General features: G+C 67.2%; 18 protein-coding genes and 3 pseudogenes. 10 read left to right on the top strand and 11 right to left on the bottom strand.

Going from position 1 to position 20,280, the window contains the following annotated elements; all coding sequences use genetic code 11:
* Positions 1 to 139 precede the first annotated feature (139 nt).
* Complete coding sequence (locus RMCN_RS12955) at positions 140 to 529, top strand: nuclear transport factor 2 family protein (protein ID WP_067389720.1); 390 nt, start codon at positions 140 to 142, stop codon at positions 527 to 529.
* A 48-nt stretch (positions 530 to 577) separates the two neighbouring features.
* Here RMCN_RS12955 and RMCN_RS12950 read toward each other — a convergent pair whose 3' ends face one another.
* Both RMCN_RS12950 and RMCN_RS12945 read right to left on the bottom strand, forming a co-directional pair.
* Positions 578 to 886, bottom strand: a complete 309-nt coding sequence (locus RMCN_RS12950; RefSeq protein WP_067389716.1) for a hypothetical protein — start codon at positions 884 to 886, stop codon at positions 578 to 580.
* A gap of 66 nt (positions 887 to 952) precedes the next feature.
* Positions 953 to 2,926, bottom strand: coding sequence for an acyl-CoA dehydrogenase family protein (locus tag RMCN_RS12945; RefSeq protein WP_067389713.1), 1,974 nt, complete (start codon positions 2,924 to 2,926; stop codon positions 953 to 955).
* A gap of 101 nt (positions 2,927 to 3,027) precedes the next feature.
* Between RMCN_RS12945 and RMCN_RS12940 the strand changes: the two genes are divergently transcribed.
* A complete protein-coding gene (locus RMCN_RS12940) occupies positions 3,028 to 3,741 on the top strand; it encodes a VIT1/CCC1 transporter family protein (protein WP_067389710.1) in 714 nt (237 codons plus the stop codon).
* 714 nt (positions 3,742 to 4,455) lie between these two features.
* Complete coding sequence (locus tag RMCN_RS12935) at positions 4,456 to 5,202, top strand: cytochrome P450 (protein WP_234787652.1); 747 nt, start codon at positions 4,456 to 4,458, stop codon at positions 5,200 to 5,202.
* Between the two features lie 8 nt (positions 5,203 to 5,210).
* On the opposite strand, the gene RMCN_RS12930 is transcribed toward RMCN_RS12935, so the two are convergent.
* Together RMCN_RS12930 and RMCN_RS31475 are read right to left on the bottom strand one after the other, a co-directional pair.
* Positions 5,211 to 5,960 carry an acyl-CoA dehydrogenase family protein gene (locus tag RMCN_RS12930; protein ID WP_234787651.1) on the bottom strand — a complete coding sequence of 250 codons (750 nt, stop codon included), beginning with the start codon at positions 5,958 to 5,960 and terminating at the stop codon, positions 5,211 to 5,213.
* A 12-nt stretch (positions 5,961 to 5,972) separates the two neighbouring features.
* A complete protein-coding gene (locus RMCN_RS31475) occupies positions 5,973 to 6,335 on the bottom strand; it encodes an acyl-CoA dehydrogenase family protein (protein ID WP_234787650.1) in 363 nt (120 codons plus the stop codon).
* 118 nt (positions 6,336 to 6,453) lie between these two features.
* Between RMCN_RS31475 and RMCN_RS12925 the strand changes: the two genes are divergently transcribed.
* The 3 genes and pseudogenes from RMCN_RS12925 (at position 6,454) to RMCN_RS12915 (ending at position 9,007) form a co-directional block, all read left to right on the top strand.
* Positions 6,454 to 7,656, top strand: coding sequence for an acyl-CoA dehydrogenase family protein (locus tag RMCN_RS12925; RefSeq protein WP_067389707.1), 1,203 nt, complete (start codon positions 6,454 to 6,456; stop codon positions 7,654 to 7,656).
* Positions 7,657 to 7,684: 28 nt separating this feature from the next.
* Positions 7,685 to 8,166 (top strand): annotated as a pseudogene (locus RMCN_RS12920) (MlaE family ABC transporter permease); the annotation flags it as partial.
* 46 nt (positions 8,167 to 8,212) lie between these two features.
* On the top strand, positions 8,213 to 9,007 hold the full coding sequence (locus tag RMCN_RS12915; RefSeq protein WP_067389704.1) for a FadR/GntR family transcriptional regulator: 795 nt from the start codon (positions 8,213 to 8,215) through the stop codon (positions 9,005 to 9,007).
* Between the two features lie 4 nt (positions 9,008 to 9,011).
* Here the strand turns inward: RMCN_RS12915 and RMCN_RS12910 are convergent.
* The 7 genes and pseudogenes from RMCN_RS12910 to RMCN_RS12880 form a co-directional block, all read right to left on the bottom strand.
* Positions 9,012 to 10,144, bottom strand: a pseudogene (locus RMCN_RS12910) (CaiB/BaiF CoA transferase family protein).
* A 124-nt stretch (positions 10,145 to 10,268) separates the two neighbouring features.
* Positions 10,269 to 11,402 carry a DUF7064 domain-containing protein gene (locus RMCN_RS12905; protein ID WP_067389701.1) on the bottom strand — a complete coding sequence of 378 codons (1,134 nt, stop codon included), beginning with the start codon at positions 11,400 to 11,402 and terminating at the stop codon, positions 10,269 to 10,271.
* 91 nt (positions 11,403 to 11,493) lie between these two features.
* Complete coding sequence (locus RMCN_RS12900; RefSeq protein WP_067389698.1) at positions 11,494 to 12,348, bottom strand: acyl-CoA thioesterase; 855 nt, start codon at positions 12,346 to 12,348, stop codon at positions 11,494 to 11,496.
* A 29-nt stretch (positions 12,349 to 12,377) separates the two neighbouring features.
* Positions 12,378 to 13,952, bottom strand: a complete 1,575-nt coding sequence (locus RMCN_RS12895; protein ID WP_067389735.1) for an AMP-binding protein — start codon at positions 13,950 to 13,952, stop codon at positions 12,378 to 12,380.
* An 80-nt stretch (positions 13,953 to 14,032) separates the two neighbouring features.
* Positions 14,033 to 15,463 (bottom strand): FadR/GntR family transcriptional regulator, encoded by a 1,431-nt coding sequence (locus RMCN_RS12890; RefSeq protein WP_067389695.1) that lies wholly within the window; start codon positions 15,461 to 15,463, stop codon positions 14,033 to 14,035.
* A gap of 4 nt (positions 15,464 to 15,467) precedes the next feature.
* On the bottom strand, positions 15,468 to 16,211 hold the full coding sequence (locus RMCN_RS12885) for an enoyl-CoA hydratase/isomerase family protein (protein WP_067389692.1): 744 nt from the start codon (positions 16,209 to 16,211) through the stop codon (positions 15,468 to 15,470).
* Between the two features lie 125 nt (positions 16,212 to 16,336).
* Positions 16,337 to 16,609 carry a Zn-ribbon domain-containing OB-fold protein gene (locus tag RMCN_RS12880; protein ID WP_110765832.1) on the bottom strand — a complete coding sequence of 91 codons (273 nt, stop codon included), beginning with the start codon at positions 16,607 to 16,609 and terminating at the stop codon, positions 16,337 to 16,339.
* A gap of 44 nt (positions 16,610 to 16,653) precedes the next feature.
* On the opposite strand from RMCN_RS12880, the gene RMCN_RS12875 reads away from it, so the two are divergent.
* From RMCN_RS12875 to RMCN_RS12865, 4 genes and pseudogenes are all read left to right on the top strand, one after another.
* Complete coding sequence (locus tag RMCN_RS12875; RefSeq protein ID WP_067389690.1) at positions 16,654 to 17,823, top strand: thiolase family protein; 1,170 nt, start codon at positions 16,654 to 16,656, stop codon at positions 17,821 to 17,823.
* Positions 17,802 to 17,999 (top strand): annotated as a pseudogene (locus tag RMCN_RS31995) (hypothetical protein); the annotation flags it as partial. The gene RMCN_RS12875 and the pseudogene RMCN_RS31995, both read left to right, overlap by 22 nt.
* A gap of 19 nt (positions 18,000 to 18,018) precedes the next feature.
* Entirely contained in the window at positions 18,019 to 19,395 is a 1,377-nt protein-coding gene (locus tag RMCN_RS12870; protein WP_234787649.1) for a class I adenylate-forming enzyme family protein, read from the top strand.
* A gap of 23 nt (positions 19,396 to 19,418) precedes the next feature.
* Positions 19,419 to 20,273, top strand: coding sequence for a mycofactocin-coupled SDR family oxidoreductase (locus RMCN_RS12865; protein WP_067389688.1), 855 nt, complete (start codon positions 19,419 to 19,421; stop codon positions 20,271 to 20,273).
* The last annotated feature ends 7 nt before the right edge of the window (positions 20,274 to 20,280 follow it).

Raw genomic sequence — 20,280 nt, 5'->3', positions numbered from 1 at the left:
CGCCACCACACGAAAACCACTACCCAACAACACAACTCGGCATCACACCGAACCCACACCAATTACCACGCAAAATCCGGGCTAGACCGGCCACGCTCTCGCGGCCGAAGTTATCGGATGCGCACAAAGGAAGATCGAAATGTCCGAGCAGGAAAACAAGGAACTCATCCGACGCGGGTACGAGGCTTTCGCAGCCGGAGACATGGAGTCGTTGATGAGTCTGTTCGACGACGACATCGAATGGGTTCAGCCCGGCGAGAGCGCTGTCAGCGGCACTTACCACGGCAAGACCGAGTTGATGGAGTACCTCGGCCGACTTGCGCAGAGGCCGATCAGCATCAGGGTCGACCAGATGACCGCCGAGGGGGACACCGTCGTCGCACTCACGGAAATCAGCGTCGACGGCCAAATCGGCCGGGATGCAGACGTATTCACGGTTCGTGACGGAAAGACAATCGCCGTGAGGATCCATGGCGACACCGCCCTGATGGAGCGCGTGTACGGGAAGAAGGAGCTGGCCGCGGGCTGAGCGCCACGTGCAGGATGGCTCGTCGTCACGGGGCGGCGGGCCGTCCCGTCAGGCACCGCAGTAGATGGGCGTCCCGGTGAACAGGTCCCTACCGCAGATGGCGCCGGGCGCCGGCGGCGGCGCCGGATAGAGGCGACCGCTCTCATCGATGAGATCGTTGCCCTGATACCGGTACTGGTGGCAGACGTTCCAATTCCAGTCCAGGTTGCGGTCCGACGCTGCCGAGGGCGGACTCTGGCCGGGGCACCAGCTGAACCAGTAGTAGTCGGCACCGGCGCCGCTCGCCAATCCCAATCCGGCCAGCGCAAGACCGCCGGATACCGTCGCTGCTGCGGCGAATCGCGAAAGTTGTTTCATGATCGCTTCCTTCGTCGTGAGGTGCGATCAAGTACAGACCGTCAGAGCGGCTACCGATCCCAAGAACTACTTCGGTTCGATCGTGCCCGAGCTGATCGCGTTCTGCTCGGTGTGCTCGTCGGCGTCGGGGATGCGCTCGGGATGCAGCATCTCCGCGTAACGCAACTGTTCGGGGATGCCGAAGCCGTCGACGAGAAGTTCGGCGTACGGGCGCAGCGTCCGGCAGCGTTCGTTGACGCCACGGGTGACGGCCTTCGCGCGTTCGGTCGAGATGAACCTGTGCTCGATGAACCACGCTCGGTCCTTTTCGATCACCGACAGCGCGTACAGATCGCACACCATGTTCAGGATCTTGCGCGCCTCTTCGTCCTCGCACGCATCGATGCCGGCGACGAAGGCTTCCAGGATCACCCGGTCGATGTGGGCCTGGGCGCAGTGCAGCACGTGGTCCTGCACCGCGTTGAAGGCGTCGAACTCGCTCATCTCCTTCGACTTGCCCTGCAACCGGCGCGCCACCGTGGACAGCATGTATTCCTCGCGGTCCTCGAACATCTTGACCTGAGTGCCGCGGTTGAACAGGCTGCCTTCCTCCTCGTTGTCCTGCCGGGTGTCGAGGATCGTCTGCATGATCGTCTCGGCCGCAGTGCGTTTGAGCACCCGTTCACCGGCGAAGTTCGCGGCGAACCGCACCCATTCGACCGGGCTCATGCTCTTGACGTCGTCGGCGTACGCGGTGAGCAGTTGCTTGGCCACCAACTGCGTCAGGACGTGGTTGTCGCCCTCGAAGGTGGTGAACACGTCGGTGTCGGCCTTCAATGCGATCAGCCTGTTCTCGGCCATGTAGCCCGCCCCGCCGCAGGCCTCGCGGGCCTCCTGGATCGCGCGGGTGGCGTGCCACGTGTTGGCGGCCTTCAGCCCCGCCGCGCGGCCCTCGAGCTCACGCTGCTCCTCCGGGTCGGGATCCTCGGCGCTCTGCAGGTCGTGGCATTTGGCGACGAGTTCGTTCTGCGCGAACTGCAGCGCATACGATTCGGCGATCAGCGGCAGCAGCCGGCGCTGATGTACCAGGTAGTCCATGATGACCACCTCGTGGTCCTCGCCCGGCGCCTCGAATTGCCTGCGCTGCAAGCCGTATCGCGTGGCGATGTCGAGTGCGACGCGGGCCGCGGCCGCCGCGCTGCCACCCACCGTGACCCGGCCCCGCACCAGCGTGCCGAGCATGGTGAAGAAGCGGCGGCCGGGGCTCTCGATCGGTGAACTGTAGGTGCCGTCGGGTGCGACGTCGCCGTACCTGTTGAGCAGGTTCTCCCGCGGGACGCGGACCTTGTCGAACTGGATCCGGCCGTTGTCGACGCCGGGCAGACCGCCCTTGTAGTGGCAGTCCGACGTCGTCACCCCGGGCAGGTCGTTGCCGTCCTCGTCGCGGATCGGCACCAGCACACAGTGCACACCGTGGCCCTGCCCGTCGGGAGTGATCAGCTGGGCGAAAACAGCGGCGATGCGGGCGGTCTCGGCGGCTCCGCCGATGTAGTCCTTGCGGGCGGTCGGTGTGGGGGAGTCGACGACGAACTCCTCGGTGGCCGGATCGTAGGTGGCGGTGGTCTCCAACGCCTGCACATTGCTGCCGTGACCGGTCTCGGTCATCGCGTAGCAGCCCAGGAGCTCGCAGTCGATGATCGGCTTGACGTACTTCTCGTGGTGTCGCTCGGTGCCGAGGTTCTCGATGGCCCCGCCGAACAGCCCCCACTGCACACCGGCTTTCACCATCAGCGACAAATCGCTCATCGCCAGCATCTCGATCTGGGTGACGGCCGCACCGACGTCGCCGTTGCCGCCGTGCTCCTTCTTGAAGCCGTCCTCGGCGGCCCCCATGGCCGCCATGATCTTGAGCTGTTCCGCCACCTTCGTACGGGCGATGACGGTGTTGGGGGTGTAGTGCGGTCGGAAGATCTCGTTGGAGAGCTCCTCGCGCATCCGGTTCTTCACATCGCGCCAACGGCCGTCGAGCGCGTTGCGCAGATGTTCCGCAGTGGTGGTCATGACTCGACCGTAGCCGTCCGCGCGCTCCCGCAAACTGTGATGTGCTAAACCCAGGCAATCCTCACTGGACCAGGCGAAATCCGTGGCGTTGAATCATCCTCATGTCCGCCCCGACCGGAGTGCCGCACACCTCGACGCACCGCCACGCCGATGTGACCGGCGGCTGGTTGCGCGCGGCCACCTTCGGGGCGATGGACGGTCTGGTCAGCAACACCGCGCTCATCGCGGGGGTCGCCGCAGCGGCCGACCCCAACACCGTCGTCATCAGCGGCGTCGCGGGGCTGTTGGCTGGCGCGTTCTCGATGGCGCTGGGGGAGTACACCTCGGTGACCACCGCCAACGAACAGATCGAATCCGAGGTACTGGTCGAGCGACGAGCCTTTCGCAAGCACCCGCAGGCCGAGAGGGCGGAACTGGTGGCGATGCTGATGGACATGGGCATGACCCGCGATACCGCGCTCAAGGCCACCGACGAGGTCCATCGCGACGAGAACCGGGCCTTGAACTTCCACCTGGTCCAGGAGCTCGGCGTCGACCCCCGGGAGAAGCCTTCGCCGTGGGTCGCGGGTGGGTCGTCGTTCCTGATGTTCACGCTCGGCGCGATCATCCCGCTGATCCCGTACCTGCTCGGCTTCCACTCGCTGTGGGCAGGGCTGGCGTGTGGTGGCGTGGGCCTGCTCGTCGCAGGGGGTGTGGCCGCGCGTTTCACCGGGCGACCGATATGGTTCGCCTCACTACGTCAGCTGGCATTCGGGACGATGGCGATCGCCGCGACCTATGTCGTCGGACTGTTGGTGGGTACGTCCGTCACGTGAGTTCGGCGGTCCCCGTCGTGACTGTGTCTGCTGAATCTCTGAAGGCGCCTCGCCGCCGCACGACTGTTGATACGGTCCAGGCGTTCTGCGTATCCCTCCGTGAGAAGCCAAGGAACTGCGAATGACGACGGACGTTCCGACCGCGGGTGCGCCGTCTGGCCGCAGTCCCGTCCTGGGGACATCGCATGTGTGCCGAGTGGCGAAATCAGCTGGTAGACAAAGGAAGCGAAGTTCGCTGACGAGAGGTTGACGATGTGACGGCTCAACAGCGGGTTGGACAATGCCCGGTGGACACGTTCGAGCTGGCGGGTCTCGCCGGACCGGCGTTGACGGGTTTCGCGAACATCGATTCTCGCCAAGACCGGATGCGTCCGGTGTTCCGCAACACCGAGGGCGAAGCCGGCTATTGGATGTTCACCGACTACGCCGCCATCCTCGAAGGCCTGCAACATCCGGAGATGTGGTCGAGCAGCGTGATCGTGCCGACCGATCCCGACCCGCCCTATCGGTGGATCCCGGTGATGGTCGACCCGCCGCAGCACGCCAAATGGCGACAGGTGCTCGCCGAGTACTTCTCGCCGGGCCGGGTGAAGGGTCTGCGCGACGAACATCGCAGGCTCGCAGCCGAACTCGTCGAGCAGGTCTCGGTCGCCGGCTCCTGCGAGTTCGTCAAGCAGGTGGCCAGGGTGTTTCCTTCACATCTTCCTCGACATCATGGGCATGCCGATCGAGCGACTGGACGAGTTCCTCGACTGGGAAGACAAGATGCTTCACCAGTCGGGCACCGGCGACGAAGCCATGGCGATCCGACTGGAGGGCATGACGCAGGTGGTGGGCTATTTCCAGACGCTGATCGACCAGCGCCGTACCGACGCGGATCCCGATGCCCACGACATCGTCACGGCCGCCCTCGGATGGACGATCGACGGTGAGCCGGTCAGCGACGGCGACCTGCTGAACTGCTTGCTGCTGTTGTTCATGGCGGGCCTGGACACCGTGGCGAGCCAGCTGTCGTACGCGATGCTGCACCTGGCCACCCATCCCGCGGACCGCGCTCGCATCACGGCCGAACCCGATCTCATCCGGCGGGCCATCGAGGAGTTGCTCCGGGTCTATCCGATCGTGCAGACCGCCCGAAAGGCGACCCAGGACATCGATTTTCACGGATGTCCGGTCAGGGCCGGCGACATGGCCTCGTTTCCGCTCGCGGCCGCGGGACGGGACGAGACGGTGTTCCCCCGGGCCCGCGAGGTCGATCTGGATCGCGGCATCACGCGGCACATCTCGTTCGGCGCCGGTCCGCACCGCTGCCTGGGTTCGCACCTGGCGCGCCAGGAGATGACCGTGTTTCTCGAGGAGTGGCATGCGCGCATCCCGGACTACCGGGTCACGGCACCACCCGTCGAGCACGCGGGGCAGGTATTCGGGCTGGACTCGCTGCAGCTGAGTTGGGAGAACTGAGGAAGTCGTCAGGCGGAGGCGAGGGCCTGCGCCCGGAACAGCTGCTCGCGGTGGTGGTCGGCGTCGCCGTAGAGCGCGGCGCCCACCCGGGCCCGGCGCAGGTACAGGTGCAGGTCGTGCTCCCAGGTGAAACCGATACCGCCGTGCAGCTGCAACGCCTCGCCGGCGAGCCTGTTGACCGCGTCGGAGACGTACGCCTTGGCCACGCTGGCGGCGTGGGCGCTGTCGTGGTGTTCGCTGTCGAGGGTCATGGCGGCGAAGTATGTTGCCGCGGCGCAGGATTGACTCCAGATCCGCATGTCCGCGCACTTGTGTTTGACGGCCTGGAAGCTGCCGACCGCCCGGCCGAACTGAACCCGTTCCTTGACATAGGCCACCGTGACCTCGAGCAGCCGCTCGCCGATTCCGACCAGTTCGGCGCAGGTCAGCACCGCGGCAAGCTGGCCGGAGCGGACGATGGACTCCTCGGCGGCGGCCCCCTCGGCAAGCACCGCCGTGCCCTCCAGCGTCACCCCGTCAAGCACGACGTCGCAGAATCGGCGGGTCACGTCGAGCGTGTGCTGGCGCTCGATCTTCACACCGGTTGCCTCGGCGGGTACCAGGAAGCGCGCCGGACGTCCGTCGAGCACGGCGTCGACCAGAAGCGTCGCCGCCGAATCGGCGTCCTGCACCGATGCCTTCGCGTCGTTGAGCACGTACCCGGAACCGTCCCGTGTGGCGGTGGTCTGGATTCCCGCCACCGACCAGGGTCGTCCCACCTCGGCGAACGCTCAGGTCGCCGTCTGCGCACCGGAGGCCAGCGCCGACAGCAGCTCCGCTCGGCCCTCCACGGTCGAGCGGGTGACCGCGTCTGCGACCACGGCGGTCGGCAGGAAGGGCGTACTCGCCAGTCCGCGACCCAATTCGACTGCGACCAAAGCCCATTCGATGATCTGCTGACCCAGCCCCCCGTCTGCCTCGAGAATGGCCAAGGCGGGCCAGCCCAGCTCGGCTCCCTTATGCCACAACTGCTGGTCGTATCCCGCCGGCCCATCGATCAACGCCCGGGCCGCCTCCACCGACGACTGCCGCTCCAACAACTCGCGGGTGACCTCGATCAGCCCCCGTTGCTCGTCGGTGAGGTCGAAATTCACGGTGTCTCCTTGGCTCTGATCGGTGACGGAAGGACCGGATCCGGAAAAGCCTTCACAAGATACAGGATACTGATTAAGCTCGATTGCTGGTTCGACCATTCGATGGAGAGGGGTTGAATTGCACCTCGAACAGGACACGCACCTCGACTTGTTGCGCGAGCGGGTGCGTGCCTTGGCCGCCAGCTGTCAACCGCCTCGACATGGTCGAACCGGCGTTCGGGCTCCGGAAGCGCACGACATCCCGAAACTCCGGGAGTGGACCGCGCGGCTGTTCTCCGAGCAAATGCTCGGCGTGAATTGGCCGGTCGAATACGGTGGACTGCCCGACGCGCATCCGCTGCACGAGTCGGTCGTGATCGACGAGCTGATCCGTGTGAACGCGCCTGGCCCGGTGGGTGGCGGGATGTTGGCTGCCGCGGCGATCATCGCCTCAGGGTCCGCCGAGCAAAAGGACTACTTTCTGCCACGCATCCGGTCCGGGGAGCACATCTGGTGTCAGCTGTTCAGCGAGCCGGATGCCGGCAGCGACCTCGCGGGCCTGCGCACCCGCGCACGTCGCGACGGAGACGTGTTCGTCATCGACGGCCAGAAGGTGTGGACCACCAATGGCCAGCACGCCGACTGGGGCTATTTGCTGGCCCGCACCAATACTGAGGTCCCCAAGCACGCGGGCATCACGGCCTTCGCTCTGGACATGTCGCTGCCGGGAGTCACGGTGCGGCCGCTGCGCGAGATCACCGGGACGGCGGACTTCAACGAGGTCTTCCTGGCCGGGGTGCGCGTTCCGGCCGAGCACGTGATCGGCGAAGTCGATCAGGGCTGGGCCGTGACCACGGCCAGCTTGGTGCACGAGCGTGCGGGTGCGGGCAGCGGTGCTTCGCTGTTCGGTGCGCTGCAGCGGCTCGTGCGGTTGGCGGGCGCGCTGCCCGACGGCTCCGGCTCCGAGGACGGTGCCACGGCCGGCTCGGCGCTCGACCGCCGGGACGTGCGTCAGGCGATCGGAGGCTTCGTCGCCGACGTCCACGTCAACTCGTTGGTCGCGGCATACAACGAGAGCAGGGCGCTGCACGGCGGCGCCGACCTCGCTGACGCGCCGGTGTCGAAGATCCTGTTCAGTCAGATCAACCTTGCGCTGCACGAATACGGTCTCCAGCTGCAGGGCCACGACGGCGTTCGAATCGAGACGGATCCGCATGTGCGCGACGGTGGTTGGTGGCAAGATGCGTTTCTCTACGGACGGGCGTTCACCATCGCCGGAGGGACCAACGAGGTTTTGCGTAACGTCATTGCAGAGCGGGCGCTCGGACTACCACGTGGCTGACGGCTCGTGAGTGCGGGATGACTGCGGAATGAGTACGCCACGTCAGGTGTACCCCAGCCCGCTTGGCGAGGTCGGCGACTGGGGACGCGGCTATGTCCAGCGCCACCCCGTCGCGGCGCTGAATACCGTTGGCAGTCAGTGCATCCTCGGCCTGCAGGCAATCCGGTACCTGATCGTCGACATCGTCAGGTGGCGGTTCCCGTTCTGGGAGTTCGTCGAGCAGGCCGCGTTCATGGCGTCGACGGCGATGTTGCCCACCATGTGCGTGGCGATACCGATCGGGGTGACGCTGCAGATCCAGTTCGCCCTGTTGGCCGGGCAGGTCGGCGCCACCTCGCTGGCCGGCGCCGCCAGCGGACTCGCGGTGATTCGTCAGGGCGCGCCGCTGGTGGCCGCGCTGCTGATGGGTCCGCTGTGGGTTCGGCGATCTGTGCGGACCTCGGATCGCGCACCATCCGTGAAGAGGTGGACGCCCTTGAAGTGCTGGGTATCTCGGCGGTACGTAAGCTGAATTAGCTATTTCGTTGTGGTCATCGGCGGGCAGGGCAGGAGGGCGATGGAACTGAACGGCCGTGGTGACCGCTCGTCCAAGCTCGTCCGTGCCCCCAAGACCGCCGAGTTGATCGCCGACCATCTGCGCAGCAGCATCGTGCGTGGTGTGCTCAAGAAGGGCGACGCACTGCCGACCGAGGTGGAACTGGTCCGGCAGTTCGGGGTGTCGCGACCCACGTTGCGCGAGGCTTTCCGGATCCTGGAGAGCGAGTCGCTGATCGTGGTGCGCCGCGGTTCGCGCGGCGGGGTGCTGGTGTCCTCGCCGGAAACCGCGGTGGCCGCCCGGGATTTCGGCCTGCTGCTGCAGATGTCGAAAACCACGCTGGCCGACGTGTACGAGGTGCGTAAGGTCTTCGAACCGGCCGCCGTCGAGATGCTGGCCAAACGGGCCAAACCCGACGACATCGCCGAATTGCGGTCCGCCTGTTCGGCTTTGGCGGACCTGATCGCCGAGGGCGCCGAGGATGCCGACCTCGGCGAGTGGTCGGCCGTCGTCTTCCGGTTCCATGACGTGATCCTCGAGCGTTCCGGAAACAACACAATGGCCTTGGTCGGTGCGGTGTTGCGCGATGTCGTCACCAAGCACATGCAACGGGCGGTCACCACGGCCGCCGGTCCCGGAGTGGTCGAGAAGCAGTTCAAGCAGACGCTGCGTACCTTTGAGAAGTTCATCGCCCTGGTCGAAGACGGAGACGCGCCGGGAGCAAGGGAACTGTGGACCGCCCACATGAATCGTGCGGGCCGCCAGATGCTGTGGGGCGACCTCGCCAACGAAACGGTCCTCGACCTGTACTCCTGACACGTCAGCCCAGCACTCCCTGGTCGCGCAGGCCGGCGATCGTGTCCCAGTCCATGCCGCAGTCCAGCAGGATCTCCTCGGTGTGCTGGCCGAGTTCGGGTGCCGGACCCACCGGAGTGGTTGGCACGCCATCGAACTGGTAGGGCGGGGCCACCAGACGGAACGGTTTGCCGTCGGTGCCGACGACCTCGGGGAGATAACCGTTCTCGGCGACCTGGGGGCTGGCGCAGACCTCCTCGAACGTCGCGGCGGCCGACCACACGCCGGAGAATCCGGCCAGCGCGCTGCGCCATTCCTCGAGCGTGCGGCTTGCGAATGTGGCGTCCAATTCCGCGACGCACTCGGCACTGTTGGCGAAGCGCGAAAAGGCGTCGCGGAACCGCTCATCGTCGATCAGGTCGTCGCGCCCGATCAGTGTGCACAGTTCAGGCCAGAACCGGTCGGCCTGCAGGCACACCAGGTTCAGCCATCGGTCATCGGAAGTGCGGTAGTAGTTGACGATCGGATTCGGTGCCGCCTTGCGTTCGATGCGCGGCAGTTCCCCGGAACCGGTCGCCGCTGCGGCGATGTCGGGCCCATCGTCCACATGCCGGTGTTCAGCAGCGAGACGTCGATCAGCGCGCCCTCGCCCGAGCGTTCTCGTCGGAACAATGCCATCGCCACCGCACCGGCGATGGCGCTCGAGCCCTGCAGGTCGAAGAACGCGGCCGGTTGCGCGGCGGGGTCGGTTGCCCCCGGGGCCGTCAGCTTGTTCTGCACTCCCGCCGCCGACCATGCTGCGGCGGAATCGAACCCGCCCGTTGAGGCGTTGGGACCTGCGCTGCCCCAGCCGGATCCCCTCACGTAGATCAGCCGAGGATTGTCCGCGCGCAGATCGTCGGGATCGATCCCGAGTTTGGCCCGGACCTTCGGCAGGTAGCTGGTGAGGAAGACATCCGCGGTCTTGACGAGTTGGCGCAGCGCGTCAAGGCCGGCCGGGGTGGTCAAGTCGAGGGTGATGCTGCGCTTACCCCGATTGGGCACGTGCAGAAAGGGGTTGGGCGCACTGTCGTCGGCGTTGAGCGCATTGCGCAGCGCGCGCTGGGGATCACCGGTCGGGGGCTCCACCTTGATCACGTCGGCGCCGAGGTCGGCCATGATGGCGCCGGCCCCCGGCACGAAGGTCCATGCCGCCACCTCGACGACGCGAACACCCTCGAACGGTCCAGCCATGCTCATCCTCCTCCTGCTGCTCGCGAAGGTTCGAATTCCGATGGGAGGGTCACCGCACCGCCTGCAGCGCGTCACGCATCCGAGCGAAGTGCTTGGGCGCCCAGATGTCCTGGTCCTCGCCCCAGCCGATGCGCCCGTCCATGTCGAACCGCATCAATGCCGTACTGCCGCCGCCGTATTCGCTGATGTGGCTGACTGTGAAGCCCTCCGTGGCCATTTGCCTGCCCAGCACGTCGGTCAACCGCAGTTCCATGTGCGAACTCCACCCGGTGACCGGGTCGCGGTAGTTCTTCATGACGCTGGCCGATTTGTCGAGTGAGGCGAATTCGCCGTCGCGCAGCAGCCACCCGTGGTTGAGCGGTGACCAGCCGTCAGCCCCGCCCTCGGCAACCCTGACGAAGGCCAGGAAGCCGGCCTCCGGCCCGGTGTGGGCGAACACGTACTGGATGCGCCCGCGTCCGCGCTCGCGTTCGATCTGACGCCACAGCGGCCCGCCCGGGTGCAGGATCCGCCCGCTGTCGTCTGACCGTTTGCCGCTGCCCGGTTTCCGAGGCGCGCCCCGCGGTGCCCAGGACCGGTCGCGCACCGAGTAGCAGTCGATCGGGATGTGCTCGCCGTCCAACGTCAGCGCGCCGGTGACGTGTCCGACCTGGTCGAAGTGGGTGTGGTTCATGAACGGTGGCTCACCGGGGGTGAACCGGCGCGGGTCGTGCAGGCCCTCGAAATGCAGGCGGATGGCGAAGTCGGCTGCCGCATCGGCGAACTCGACCTCGTATTCGCGCAGGGGACGCAGCATTCGCACCGAGAAGCCGCCGCCGGGGATGGCGATGTCGCGCAGGTCGGGGTTCGGTTCGGTCACCGGCACCTCGGTTTGCATCCGGAAGTAGCGCAGCTCGTCCGGATGGGCACCGCGGGGGTCCCACAGGTACACGCGCCAGGTGACGGTGCGCCGGGTGGTGTGGAAGGTGGCGTGCAGCCAGCAGCCGATCTTGCGTTCCGGGATGTTGAACGACCACCAGGTGGTCTCGGCCCAGTAGGGGTCGCCCTCCGGGGCCCGGTGGAAGTTGTCGTCGGCGGGGAGCATCGGCGTATCGGCGGTGATCACCGAGGTCCGATCCGCCTGGTGTTTCGTGTCGGTGCGATCCGTCCGCGTCGCTGCGTCCGGACTGCTGGCCCGTGGCATGGCGTCATCCTAACGTAAAGGATACTAATTTAGGCGATACTCTCGAGATCGGCGTCCGTAAATCTGCGACGGGCGTGATCCGCACGAATCCTCATGTGGCCGAACGTGTCTCGGCTCGCGCTCGAGGGATGTCGAAAAGCGACTCCTGGGCCAGCGTGGCCACGATCGTGCCCTGTGTGTTGTAGAGGTGGCCGGAGTACATTCCGCGCCCGCCCGCGGTCGCGATGGGATCGAGATCGATCAGCAACCAGTCGTTGGGGTCCGCGCCGCGGTGCAGCCACACCGCGTGATCGACGCTCGGCAGCAGGCCGACCTGCTCGATCTGCGGCGCCCGGGACAATCCGGTGCAGAGGTCGGACAGGAACACCACACCGCAGGCCCGCATGTTGGGGTCATCGGCCAACGGTTCGCGGATCCGCAGCCACATTCGCGCAGGCCAGCGATACCACGGCCGGGTGTCGTCGGGGACGCGCGCCTCGACGTCGAAGGTGCGGGAGGCGTTGAGTTGGTGGGTGTCCAACTCGTCGGGCCGCTGCACCCGCGGTAGTTCGGCGGCCTGGAATTCGGGTGCGTCGGGTTTCGGACGGCTGAACGAGCAGGACATCGAGAAGATCACCCCGTCGCCCTGGACGGCGGTGACGCGGCGGCCCGAGTAGCGCCCGCCGTCGCGGTCGCGTTCGACCCGCAGCTCGATCGGGGCGCTGGCATCACCGGCGAGCAGGAAATAACCGTGGATGGAGTGCGCGACGCGATCCTCGGGCACCGTGAGGCTCGCCGCGCGCAGGGCTTGGGCCGCCACCTGCCCGCCATAGATCGTGCGTCTGCCGGTGACGCTGACCGGGTCGGCTCGAAACCGGTCGTGGGGCAGCGCCTTGATGTGCAGCACCTCGGCGACGGTGGTGGGGGTGAGCTGCTCGCCGTCGAAAACCTCGCGCGTCAAGCTCATTGCGATCCCCGGCTCGCGGTCGGTCTCATTCAGACCAGCCTGCCGGCTTTGGCCCAATAGGCGTCCCTGATCGAACGTTTCATCAACTTCCCCGTCTCGGTGCGTGGCAGTCGGGTGGTGAACTCCACCGAGCGCGGACATTTGTAGCCCGCAAGCCGGGACCGGGTGAACGCGATGAGTTCCTCGGTCAGGGCGTCCGACGGCTCCGCGTCGGCGACGAGTTCGACCACCGCCTTGACCTGTTCGCCCCACTCCGGATCGGGTATCCCGATCACCGCCACGTCGGCGACGGCCGGATGGCTGGACAGGACACCCTCGACCTCGGCCGGGTAGATGTTGACGCCGCCGCTGATGATCATGTCCTTGGCGCGGTCGCAGATGAACAGATAGCCGTCTTCGTCGAGGTAACCGACATCGCCCAGCGTGAAGGCGTTCCCGCGGTGCACGGACGCGGTGAGTTCGGCGTCGTTGCGGTATTCGAAGCTCTGCCCGCTGCGCGATTCGATGTAGACGTTCCCGATTTCGTTGGCGGGCAAGAGGTTTCCCTCATCGTCGAGAATCTTGACGCTCATCCCGCGTACCGGCCTGCCGACCGTGCCGGGCTTCTCGAGCCAGCGGTGCGGTTTGGCGATGGTGGCCGCACCCTCGGTGCCGCCGTAGGTCTCCCAGATCACCGGCCCCCACCAGTCCATCATGTCCTTCTTGACCTGCAGGGGGCAGGGCGCGGCCGAGTGCACCACCGACCGCAGGCTCGAGACGTCGTACTTGGCGCGGACCTCGCGCGGCAGCTTGAGCATTCGCACGAACTGGGTGGGCACCATGTAGGCCGACGTGACCGGGTGCCGGTCGATGGCGGCCAGGGTCTGCTCGGCGTCGAACTTGCCGAGGATCACCAGCGCCTGACCGACGTTGAGAGCGCCGAGATAGAAGCTCTGGCAACCGGCGTGATGCATACCCGTCGACACCAGGTGCGCGCCGTCGAAGGGGCGGAAGTCGAATGCGCGGCCGAACACCGCCATGGCGTTCGCGGCCTCCGACGGATCGCGGTCGTCGAGTGCGCGCATGATGCCCTTCGGCTTGCCCGTGGTTCCCGACGAATATCGGATGGAATCGCCCTGTCTGCGACGGGCGGGCGGGGTCGACGGTTCACCGGCCACCAACTCGGCGTCGGTGATGAATCCGGCGGGCAGGTCGTCTTCGGGCGCGGCGCCGACAACCACGCGCAGTGCGGCGCGGCCTGCCGCGGTGCGGCACCGGTCGAGGTAGTCGACGTGGGACACCAGCGCGGTGGCGCCGGAGTGTTCGAGGATCGAGGCGAACTCGTCGGCCGACAGTGTCGGGTTCAGCGTCAGGTAGCGCAGACCGATCTCGGTGGTCGCCAGTTGCCACACCACGGCGTCGACGTCGTTGGGCAGCGCGTAGGCAACCGCCTCGCCGTCTTGGAGATCATGGGCGCGCAAGGCGTTGGCCACGCGGTGGGCCGCCGCGGCGAGTTCACCGAAGCTCATGGTGCGCCCGCTGGGCGACTCGGCGATCGCCGGTGCGTGGGGGTGATCTTCGGCGATCCACCACACCCCGAGCCGCCGGTCCCACGGATGCTTCACGAGCACTCCCCTCTTGAATTAGCTTAAACAGTATACTCAACGCCGGGCTCTGAACAGGCCCCGATTGGACCGCTGAGAAGTCACCGCCCCTGCGGTGTGGTGGCCGCGATGTGCGCGCGCATCCGCACCACGGCCAGCTCGCTGTCGCCGGCCAGCAGCGCGTCGGCGATGCTGCGGTGCGCCGGATCGATGGCCTTGGATGCCCGCTCGAGCGCCTGGGGGTCGTCATCGACGTACTGGGCGAAGAAGTTCCACCCGAGTCGCATGGTTGCCCGGTGCACGAGTTCCAATGCCCGATTGCCCGAGAGTCGGGCGAGCACGGAATGGAAGTCCTCACGTTTGGCATACGCGGCGGTGACGCCCTGTTCGGACTCGGTGGCCAGCGCCTTCTCGATCATCGAGGCGTCGACGGTGCCGGAACGCACGGCGGAGGCTGCCCGCTCGGCCACCGCGAGTTCCAGCCCGGTGCGCAACTCCTGGATGTGTTGTGCGTTGACGCCGTGGCGGCGTAGGTAGATCGAGATGATCTCGGTCAGCGCCGAACTGTCGGGCTCCGCGACGAACAGGCCGCCACCGGGGCCACGCCGGGTGAGCGCGATCTGCTGGTACTCGAGGATCCGGATGGCCTCGCGCAGCACCGCTCGGCTGGCCTTGTACTTGGCCATCAGCGTGGCCTCCGAGCCGATGAACGTGCCGGGTGTCGCGCCGGTGTCAAGGACCCAGGCGAAGATCTGCCTGGCCAGCGCCTCGCCGCGCTTGTCGCCGTCGGTGCCCGCCAGGGCGGTGGTGGGGTCGAGGACCTGCACCGTCGCCGGCTGACGGTGAATGAATTCCGCTTCCGCGCGGAGATGCCTACTCATCCGCTCGCGGGCCACGCCGGGGTTGTTGGTCAGGATCGCCCGCGCGATGCTCGCATGCGCGTGCTGTACCTCTCTGCTCATGCCGGTGGGCAGCGCGGCCTCGTCGGCGAAGTGGAAATCGATGACGCGGCTGAAGGTTTCGACGAACAGCTGCAACACCGGATTCCCGGTCAGCGCGGCCAGTTGTGTGTGCAGAAGCCGGTAATCCGTGAAGTTGCCCGCCGATTCCTCGGCCAACGTTTCGCGCACGGTGCTGATATCGGCCTCACGGGCACGCTGCGAGGCCAGTTCGGCGACCAGTTCCTCCAGGATGATCCGGGTGTCGAAGAGTTCGTCGAGGGTGGCTTTGGCCCGCAACAGGTAGATCACGGTCGGACCGATCACCGCGTCGACGTCGGGTTCGTCGATGACTAGGCCGCCACCGGTACCGCGGCGCATGCGGGCCACGCGCTGATGCTCGACGAGGCGCACGGCCTCCCGCAGCACCGCCCGGCTCACCCCGTAGCGCTCGAGCAGCTCGGCCTCCGAACCGAGCACATGACCCACCGGCCAGCCCAGTTCGATGACGTCCGCGACGATCTGCTCGGCCGCGCGGCCCGCCAACTTGGCCCGCCGCGAGTCGATGCGCGGCGCGATCAGGTCTTGATCCACCGCATCACCGGTAAGTGGGTGGTCCGTTGCGCCGTGGCGTCGCCCGGCGTTCGGCCACTGGCGGGTTGCCGATATGGGTGTAGGCCATGCCGTTCTGCAGCGCGGTCGACCTGGTCATGTCTAGAGATTCCCATATCGCCCGGATGGTTCCCTGGATTGCCTTCGTATTCCGCTCGGCGATGGTCGCCGCGATCTGGTGGGCGCGCTCCCAGAGCTGTTCGCGGTCGACGACCTCGGTGACCAGCCCGAGCCGCAGCGCGGTCTGTGCGGAGATGCGTTCCTCGGTGCCCATCAGCGCCCAACGCAGCACGTCGCCGAGCGGAACACCGCGCTGCAGCATCCCGATCGGTTCCAGCGCCGAGACGATCGAGGCGTTGGCGTGAGGGTCGAAGAACGCCGCGTCCTCGGAGCAGATGATGATGTCGGCCTCGTTGAGCAGGTACTGCCCGCCGCCGGCCACCAGTCCGTGGACGGCGGTGATCACCGGCTTCCAGCACCGGTGCGCGATCTTCGGCGACACCCACACCCCGGGATCGAAGCTGTTCCACACGTTGGACTTCAGGAACCAGCCCCCGTCGCCCTTGACGTCGACACCGGTGCAGAAGGCCCGATCGCCCGCCGCCCGCAGCACCACCACGTGGATGTCGTCGGTGTCGCGCACGGTCTGCCAGACCCACACCAGCTCGCGGGCCATCCGCTCGGAGATGGCGTTCATCGCGTCCGGCCGATTCAACGTCACCGTGGCCACATGGTCCGAACCGACCGCGAAAGTGGATCGTGCAGACCACCGGCGCGGACCGAGTCGATCAGCGGGTCGCGCGGCAACCGATCGAAACCGGCGACGGCCACCGTGGCGCTGCGCCGCCCGGCTGGTCAAGTACCACCATCCCCGCGGCCCCCTGGCTGCCCGGTCACGGTGAACGTGAACACGGTGCCGCGACCGGACACCGCGACGAACTCCGGATCCGCGCCGCACGTCGGACACGCCGCCCGTGGGGGATGGAAGTAACGCCCGCACGGGGAGCAGTGGGCGATGAGCAGTCGGCCTTCGGCGCCGCCCGTCCAATAGGGACGCGAAGCGTCGTCGAGGGTCGGCAGGATGCGGGGGGCGTGCGAGAAATCCGAGGTAACCGACGTATCAGACACGCCATAAAAGTACACTGATTAAGTTCATTTCCGAGGGAGGTCGGATGTCCGCCCCGCCCAGCGCACCGGTCATCGCGGGCGCCGGAATCTCTGCGATCGGCCGCCGCACCGGCGTCCCGGCGCTGGACATGACCGTGCAGGCCTCCGGGGCCGCCATCGCCGACGCCGGCCTGACGCCTGCCGATATCGACGCGGTTCTCACCATGGGTGACACCCCGGCCGATGAAGCGGCCGCCGCGCTGGGGGTTCGCGAGGGCGGAGACGACGGCCCGATGCTGGGTCGCTACGGGCTGTTGACCCCCGTGGTCGCGGCGCGTGACCTGATCGCCGAGGGCAAGGCCCGCCATGTGCTCGTCTACCGGACGGTGCAGATGATCGGCGGCACCGTGGAGCGCCGCGCCGCAGACCGGGCGCCGGAGTCCGGCGGAAAGCGCGCCGAGGGCGGCATGGACATGACCGAGGTCGGCTACCTGCTTGCCGCGCACGCGTATTCGGCCGCCAACTGGCTCGCCATGCACTGCCGCGCCCACATGGACCGTTACGGCACCACCAAGGAGCAACTCGGCTGGATCGCGCTGAACGCCCGACGCAACGCCGCGCGCAATCCGCTTGCGGTGTACCGCGATCCGATGACCATGGAGCAGTACCTGGACGCCAGGCCGATCTCCACGCCACTCGGTTTGCTCGACTGTGACGTGCCGGTCGACGGCTCGATCGCGCTGGTGCTGTCGCATCCCGGGCACCGGGCCGATGCACCCAACGGGGCGGTCACCATCGAAGCGGCAGGCGGCGCGTCGGGTGCCGGGGGATGGACCGGCCGCCCCGACTATCCGAAGATGGCGATGCACGACGCCGCGGCCGACATGTGGTCCAAGACCGACCTGAAACCGGCCGACGTCGATCTGGCCGAGTTGTACGACGGGTTCAGCTATCTCACGCTGGCGTGGTTGGAGGCCCTGGGCTTCTGCGGCGACGGTGAGGGTGGCCCCTTCGTCGACGGCGGTGCACGCATCGGCATCGACGGCGAGTTGCCGTTGAACACCTACGGCGGTCAGCTGTCGGCCGGCCGGATGCACGGGTACTGGGTGCTGTACGAGGCGTGCCAGCAGCTGCGCGGGCTGGCCACCGACACCGCGGTATCCACGCGCCCCGAAGTCGCCGTCGCCTCCGCCGGCGGCGGCCCGATAGCCGGATGTGTGCTGTTGTCGTGCTGACCGAACCCGGCCGCCGCGCAGGGACAGCCGCGGACACCATCCCCGACGAGATCGCCGGGTTCATCGGCGAGCACCCCGACACCGCGGTCATGGTGCACAGCGACGACCGTCCCGATCAGTTCACCGCCGCCGAGTTGTTCGACGAGAGCATGCGGTTGGCCGCCGGGCTGGCCGGGCTGGGTATCCGGCCCGGCGATGTCGTCGCCGTCCAGCTGCCGAACTCGGCGCGAGTGCTTCTCCGTGCACGCCGCCGCCTGGTTGTGCGGTGCGGTGGTGCTGCCCATCGTGCCGATCTACGGCCCTGCCGAGGTCGCCTTCATCGCCAGGCAATCGGGGGCCCGTGCCATCGTGCTGGCTCGCGAGCTCCGCAACCGCGACACCGGCGCGACCGTGGCGGCATTGGCCGATCTGCCCGACCTGCAGCACCGCGTCGTGCTGGGCGGTGCGCACCAGGGGACCATCCCGCTCGAAGAGCTGACCGCCACGGCGGCAACGGGTTTCACGCCGTGTCGTCCCGACCCTGAAGGTCGCGCGGTGCTGGTGTACACATCGGGGACGACGGCGGAACCCAAGGGGGTCCAGCACACCCACGGTTCACTGCTCGGTGAACTGCGCGCGATGGATGCGCTGCGCAACACCGATGCCGACCAGACCACGTTGGCGGTCTTTCCGGCCGGACACATCGCAGGCACGCTGGGCATCCTGCGCATGATGTGCCGCTCCGGAGACACCATCGCCATGGACGCATGGAACCCCGAGGCCGCCGCCCGGCTCATCGCCAAGCGCGGCGTGAGCGTCTCGGCCGGCGCGCCGATCCATCTGGGTGGCATCCTCGACGTCGCCCAACGCGACGGTCTCGATGTGTCGAGCCTGCGCGAGTACACCACCGGCGCGGCCGGTGTCGCGGGCACGCTGATCCGTCGCGCCGACCGGTTCGGCATCGGTGCCTACCGCTGCTACGGATCCAGCGAACACCCCACGATCAGCGTCGGCCGCCCGGAGGATCCACTGGACAAGCGTGCCGACACCGACGGCCGGATCGCCCCCGGCACCCGGGTCCGTCTGGTCGACGAGCACGGGCGCGACGTACCGGCCGGCCACGACGGCGAAATCCTCACGCAGGGGCCCGAATTGTTCCGGGGTTACACCGATCCCCGCTTCACCGAGGCCGGCTTCATCGACGGCTGGTTCCGCACCGGTGATGTCGGGCGGTTGGATCCCGACGGCTTCCTCACCATCACCGACCGCAAGAAGGACATCATCGTGCGGGGCGGCGAGAACATCTCGTCGAAGGAAGTCGAAGACGTGGTCAGCAGCCACCCCGCGGTGGCGGAAGCCGCCGCGGTGGGCGCCCCCGACGAGAAGTACGGCGAACGGGTCTGCGTGTTCGTCGTGCTGCAGGCGGGTGGGTCATTCGACACCGCCGATGCCGCCGCGCACTTCGCCGCCTGCGGGCTGGCCCGGCAGAAGACACCCGAACGCATCGTGGTGGTGCCGGAACTGCCGCGCACCATCAGCGGCAAGGTGCAAAAGCACCGCCTCAGAGAACAACTCGACACGACCGGTCAATAGATATCCGACGGAAGGAAACGAACGTGGGCAGAGTGCAGGACAAGGTCGTCCTCATCACCGGTGGCGCCCGAGGCCAGGGCCGGTCGCATGCGGTGCGGCTGGCCGAGGAGGGCGCCGACATCATCCTGTTCGACATCTGCGGCGACGTCGAACACAACGATTACGCGCTGTCCACCGAGCACGACCTCGAAGAGGCGGGTTCAGAGGTCGAGAAGACCGGACGCCGGGCGGTGACGGCCGTCGTCGACGTGCGCGACCGCGCCGCGCTCGCCGATGCGCTGAAGTCCGCGGTGGACGAACTCGGCAAGCTCGACGTGGTGGTCGCCAACGCCGGCATCTGCCCGCTGGGGTCGGACCAGCCCATCGACGCCTTCGCCAACGCGTTCGACGTCGACTTCGTCGGCGTGGTGAACACCGTTCACGTTGCGCTGCCGTATCTTTCGGCCGGAGCCTCGATCATCACCGTGGGGTCGGTCGCCGGGCTGCTGGCCGAGAAGGCCGGGCCGGCCGCGAGCATGGGGCCCAACGGTTCGGGCGGAGCGGGTTACAACCTGGCCAAGCAGTTCATCGACAAGTACACGATGGCGCTGGCCAACCAGCTGGCGCCGAAGTCGATCCGGGTCAATGTGGTGCACCCGACCAACGTCAACACCCCGATGCTGCACAACGAGTCGATGTACAAGATGTTCCGGCCCGACCTCGAGCATCCGTCCCTCGACGACGCGTTGCTGACCTTCCCGATGATGCAGGGCATGCCGATTCCCTACGTGGAACCCGAGGACATCTCACACGGGATCTGCTACCTGGCCTCCGACGAGTCCCGATACGTGACGGGGTTGCAGCTCAAGGTCGACGCCGGCGCCACCGTGAAGTTCTGATCGGACG

The sequence above is a fragment of the Mycolicibacterium novocastrense genome (assembly GCF_001570485.1).
Lineage (GTDB): Bacteria > Actinomycetota > Actinomycetes > Mycobacteriales > Mycobacteriaceae > Mycobacterium > Mycobacterium novocastrense.
Note: the sequence above shows the minus strand (reverse complement) of the source record. Positions and strands in the feature narration are given on the sequence as shown.

Excerpts from the sequence above, each read along its gene's own strand:
- RMCN_RS12950 (WP_067389716.1), bottom strand. The coding sequence starts at position 886 with ATGAAACAACTTTCGCGATTCGCCGCAGCAGCGACGGTATCCGGCGGT.
- RMCN_RS12875 (WP_067389690.1), top strand. The coding sequence starts at position 16,654 with ATGTCCGCCCCGCCCAGCGCACCGGTCATCGCGGGCGCCGGAATCTCT.
- RMCN_RS12945 (WP_067389713.1), bottom strand. The coding sequence starts at position 2,926 with ATGACCACCACTGCGGAACATCTGCGCAACGCGCTCGACGGCCGTTGG.
- RMCN_RS12870 (WP_234787649.1), top strand. The coding sequence starts at position 18,019 with ATGTCGTCGCCGTCCAGCTGCCGAACTCGGCGCGAGTGCTTCTCCGTG.
- RMCN_RS12905 (WP_067389701.1), bottom strand. The coding sequence starts at position 11,402 with ATGCCACGGGCCAGCAGTCCGGACGCAGCGACGCGGACGGATCGCACC.
- RMCN_RS12935 (WP_234787652.1), top strand. The coding sequence starts at position 4,456 with ATGGGCATGCCGATCGAGCGACTGGACGAGTTCCTCGACTGGGAAGAC.
- RMCN_RS12940 (WP_067389710.1), top strand. The coding sequence starts at position 3,028 with ATGTCCGCCCCGACCGGAGTGCCGCACACCTCGACGCACCGCCACGCC.
- RMCN_RS12915 (WP_067389704.1), top strand. The coding sequence starts at position 8,213 with ATGGAACTGAACGGCCGTGGTGACCGCTCGTCCAAGCTCGTCCGTGCC.
- RMCN_RS12955 (WP_067389720.1), top strand. The coding sequence starts at position 140 with ATGTCCGAGCAGGAAAACAAGGAACTCATCCGACGCGGGTACGAGGCT.
- RMCN_RS12900 (WP_067389698.1), bottom strand. The coding sequence starts at position 12,348 with ATGAGCTTGACGCGCGAGGTTTTCGACGGCGAGCAGCTCACCCCCACC.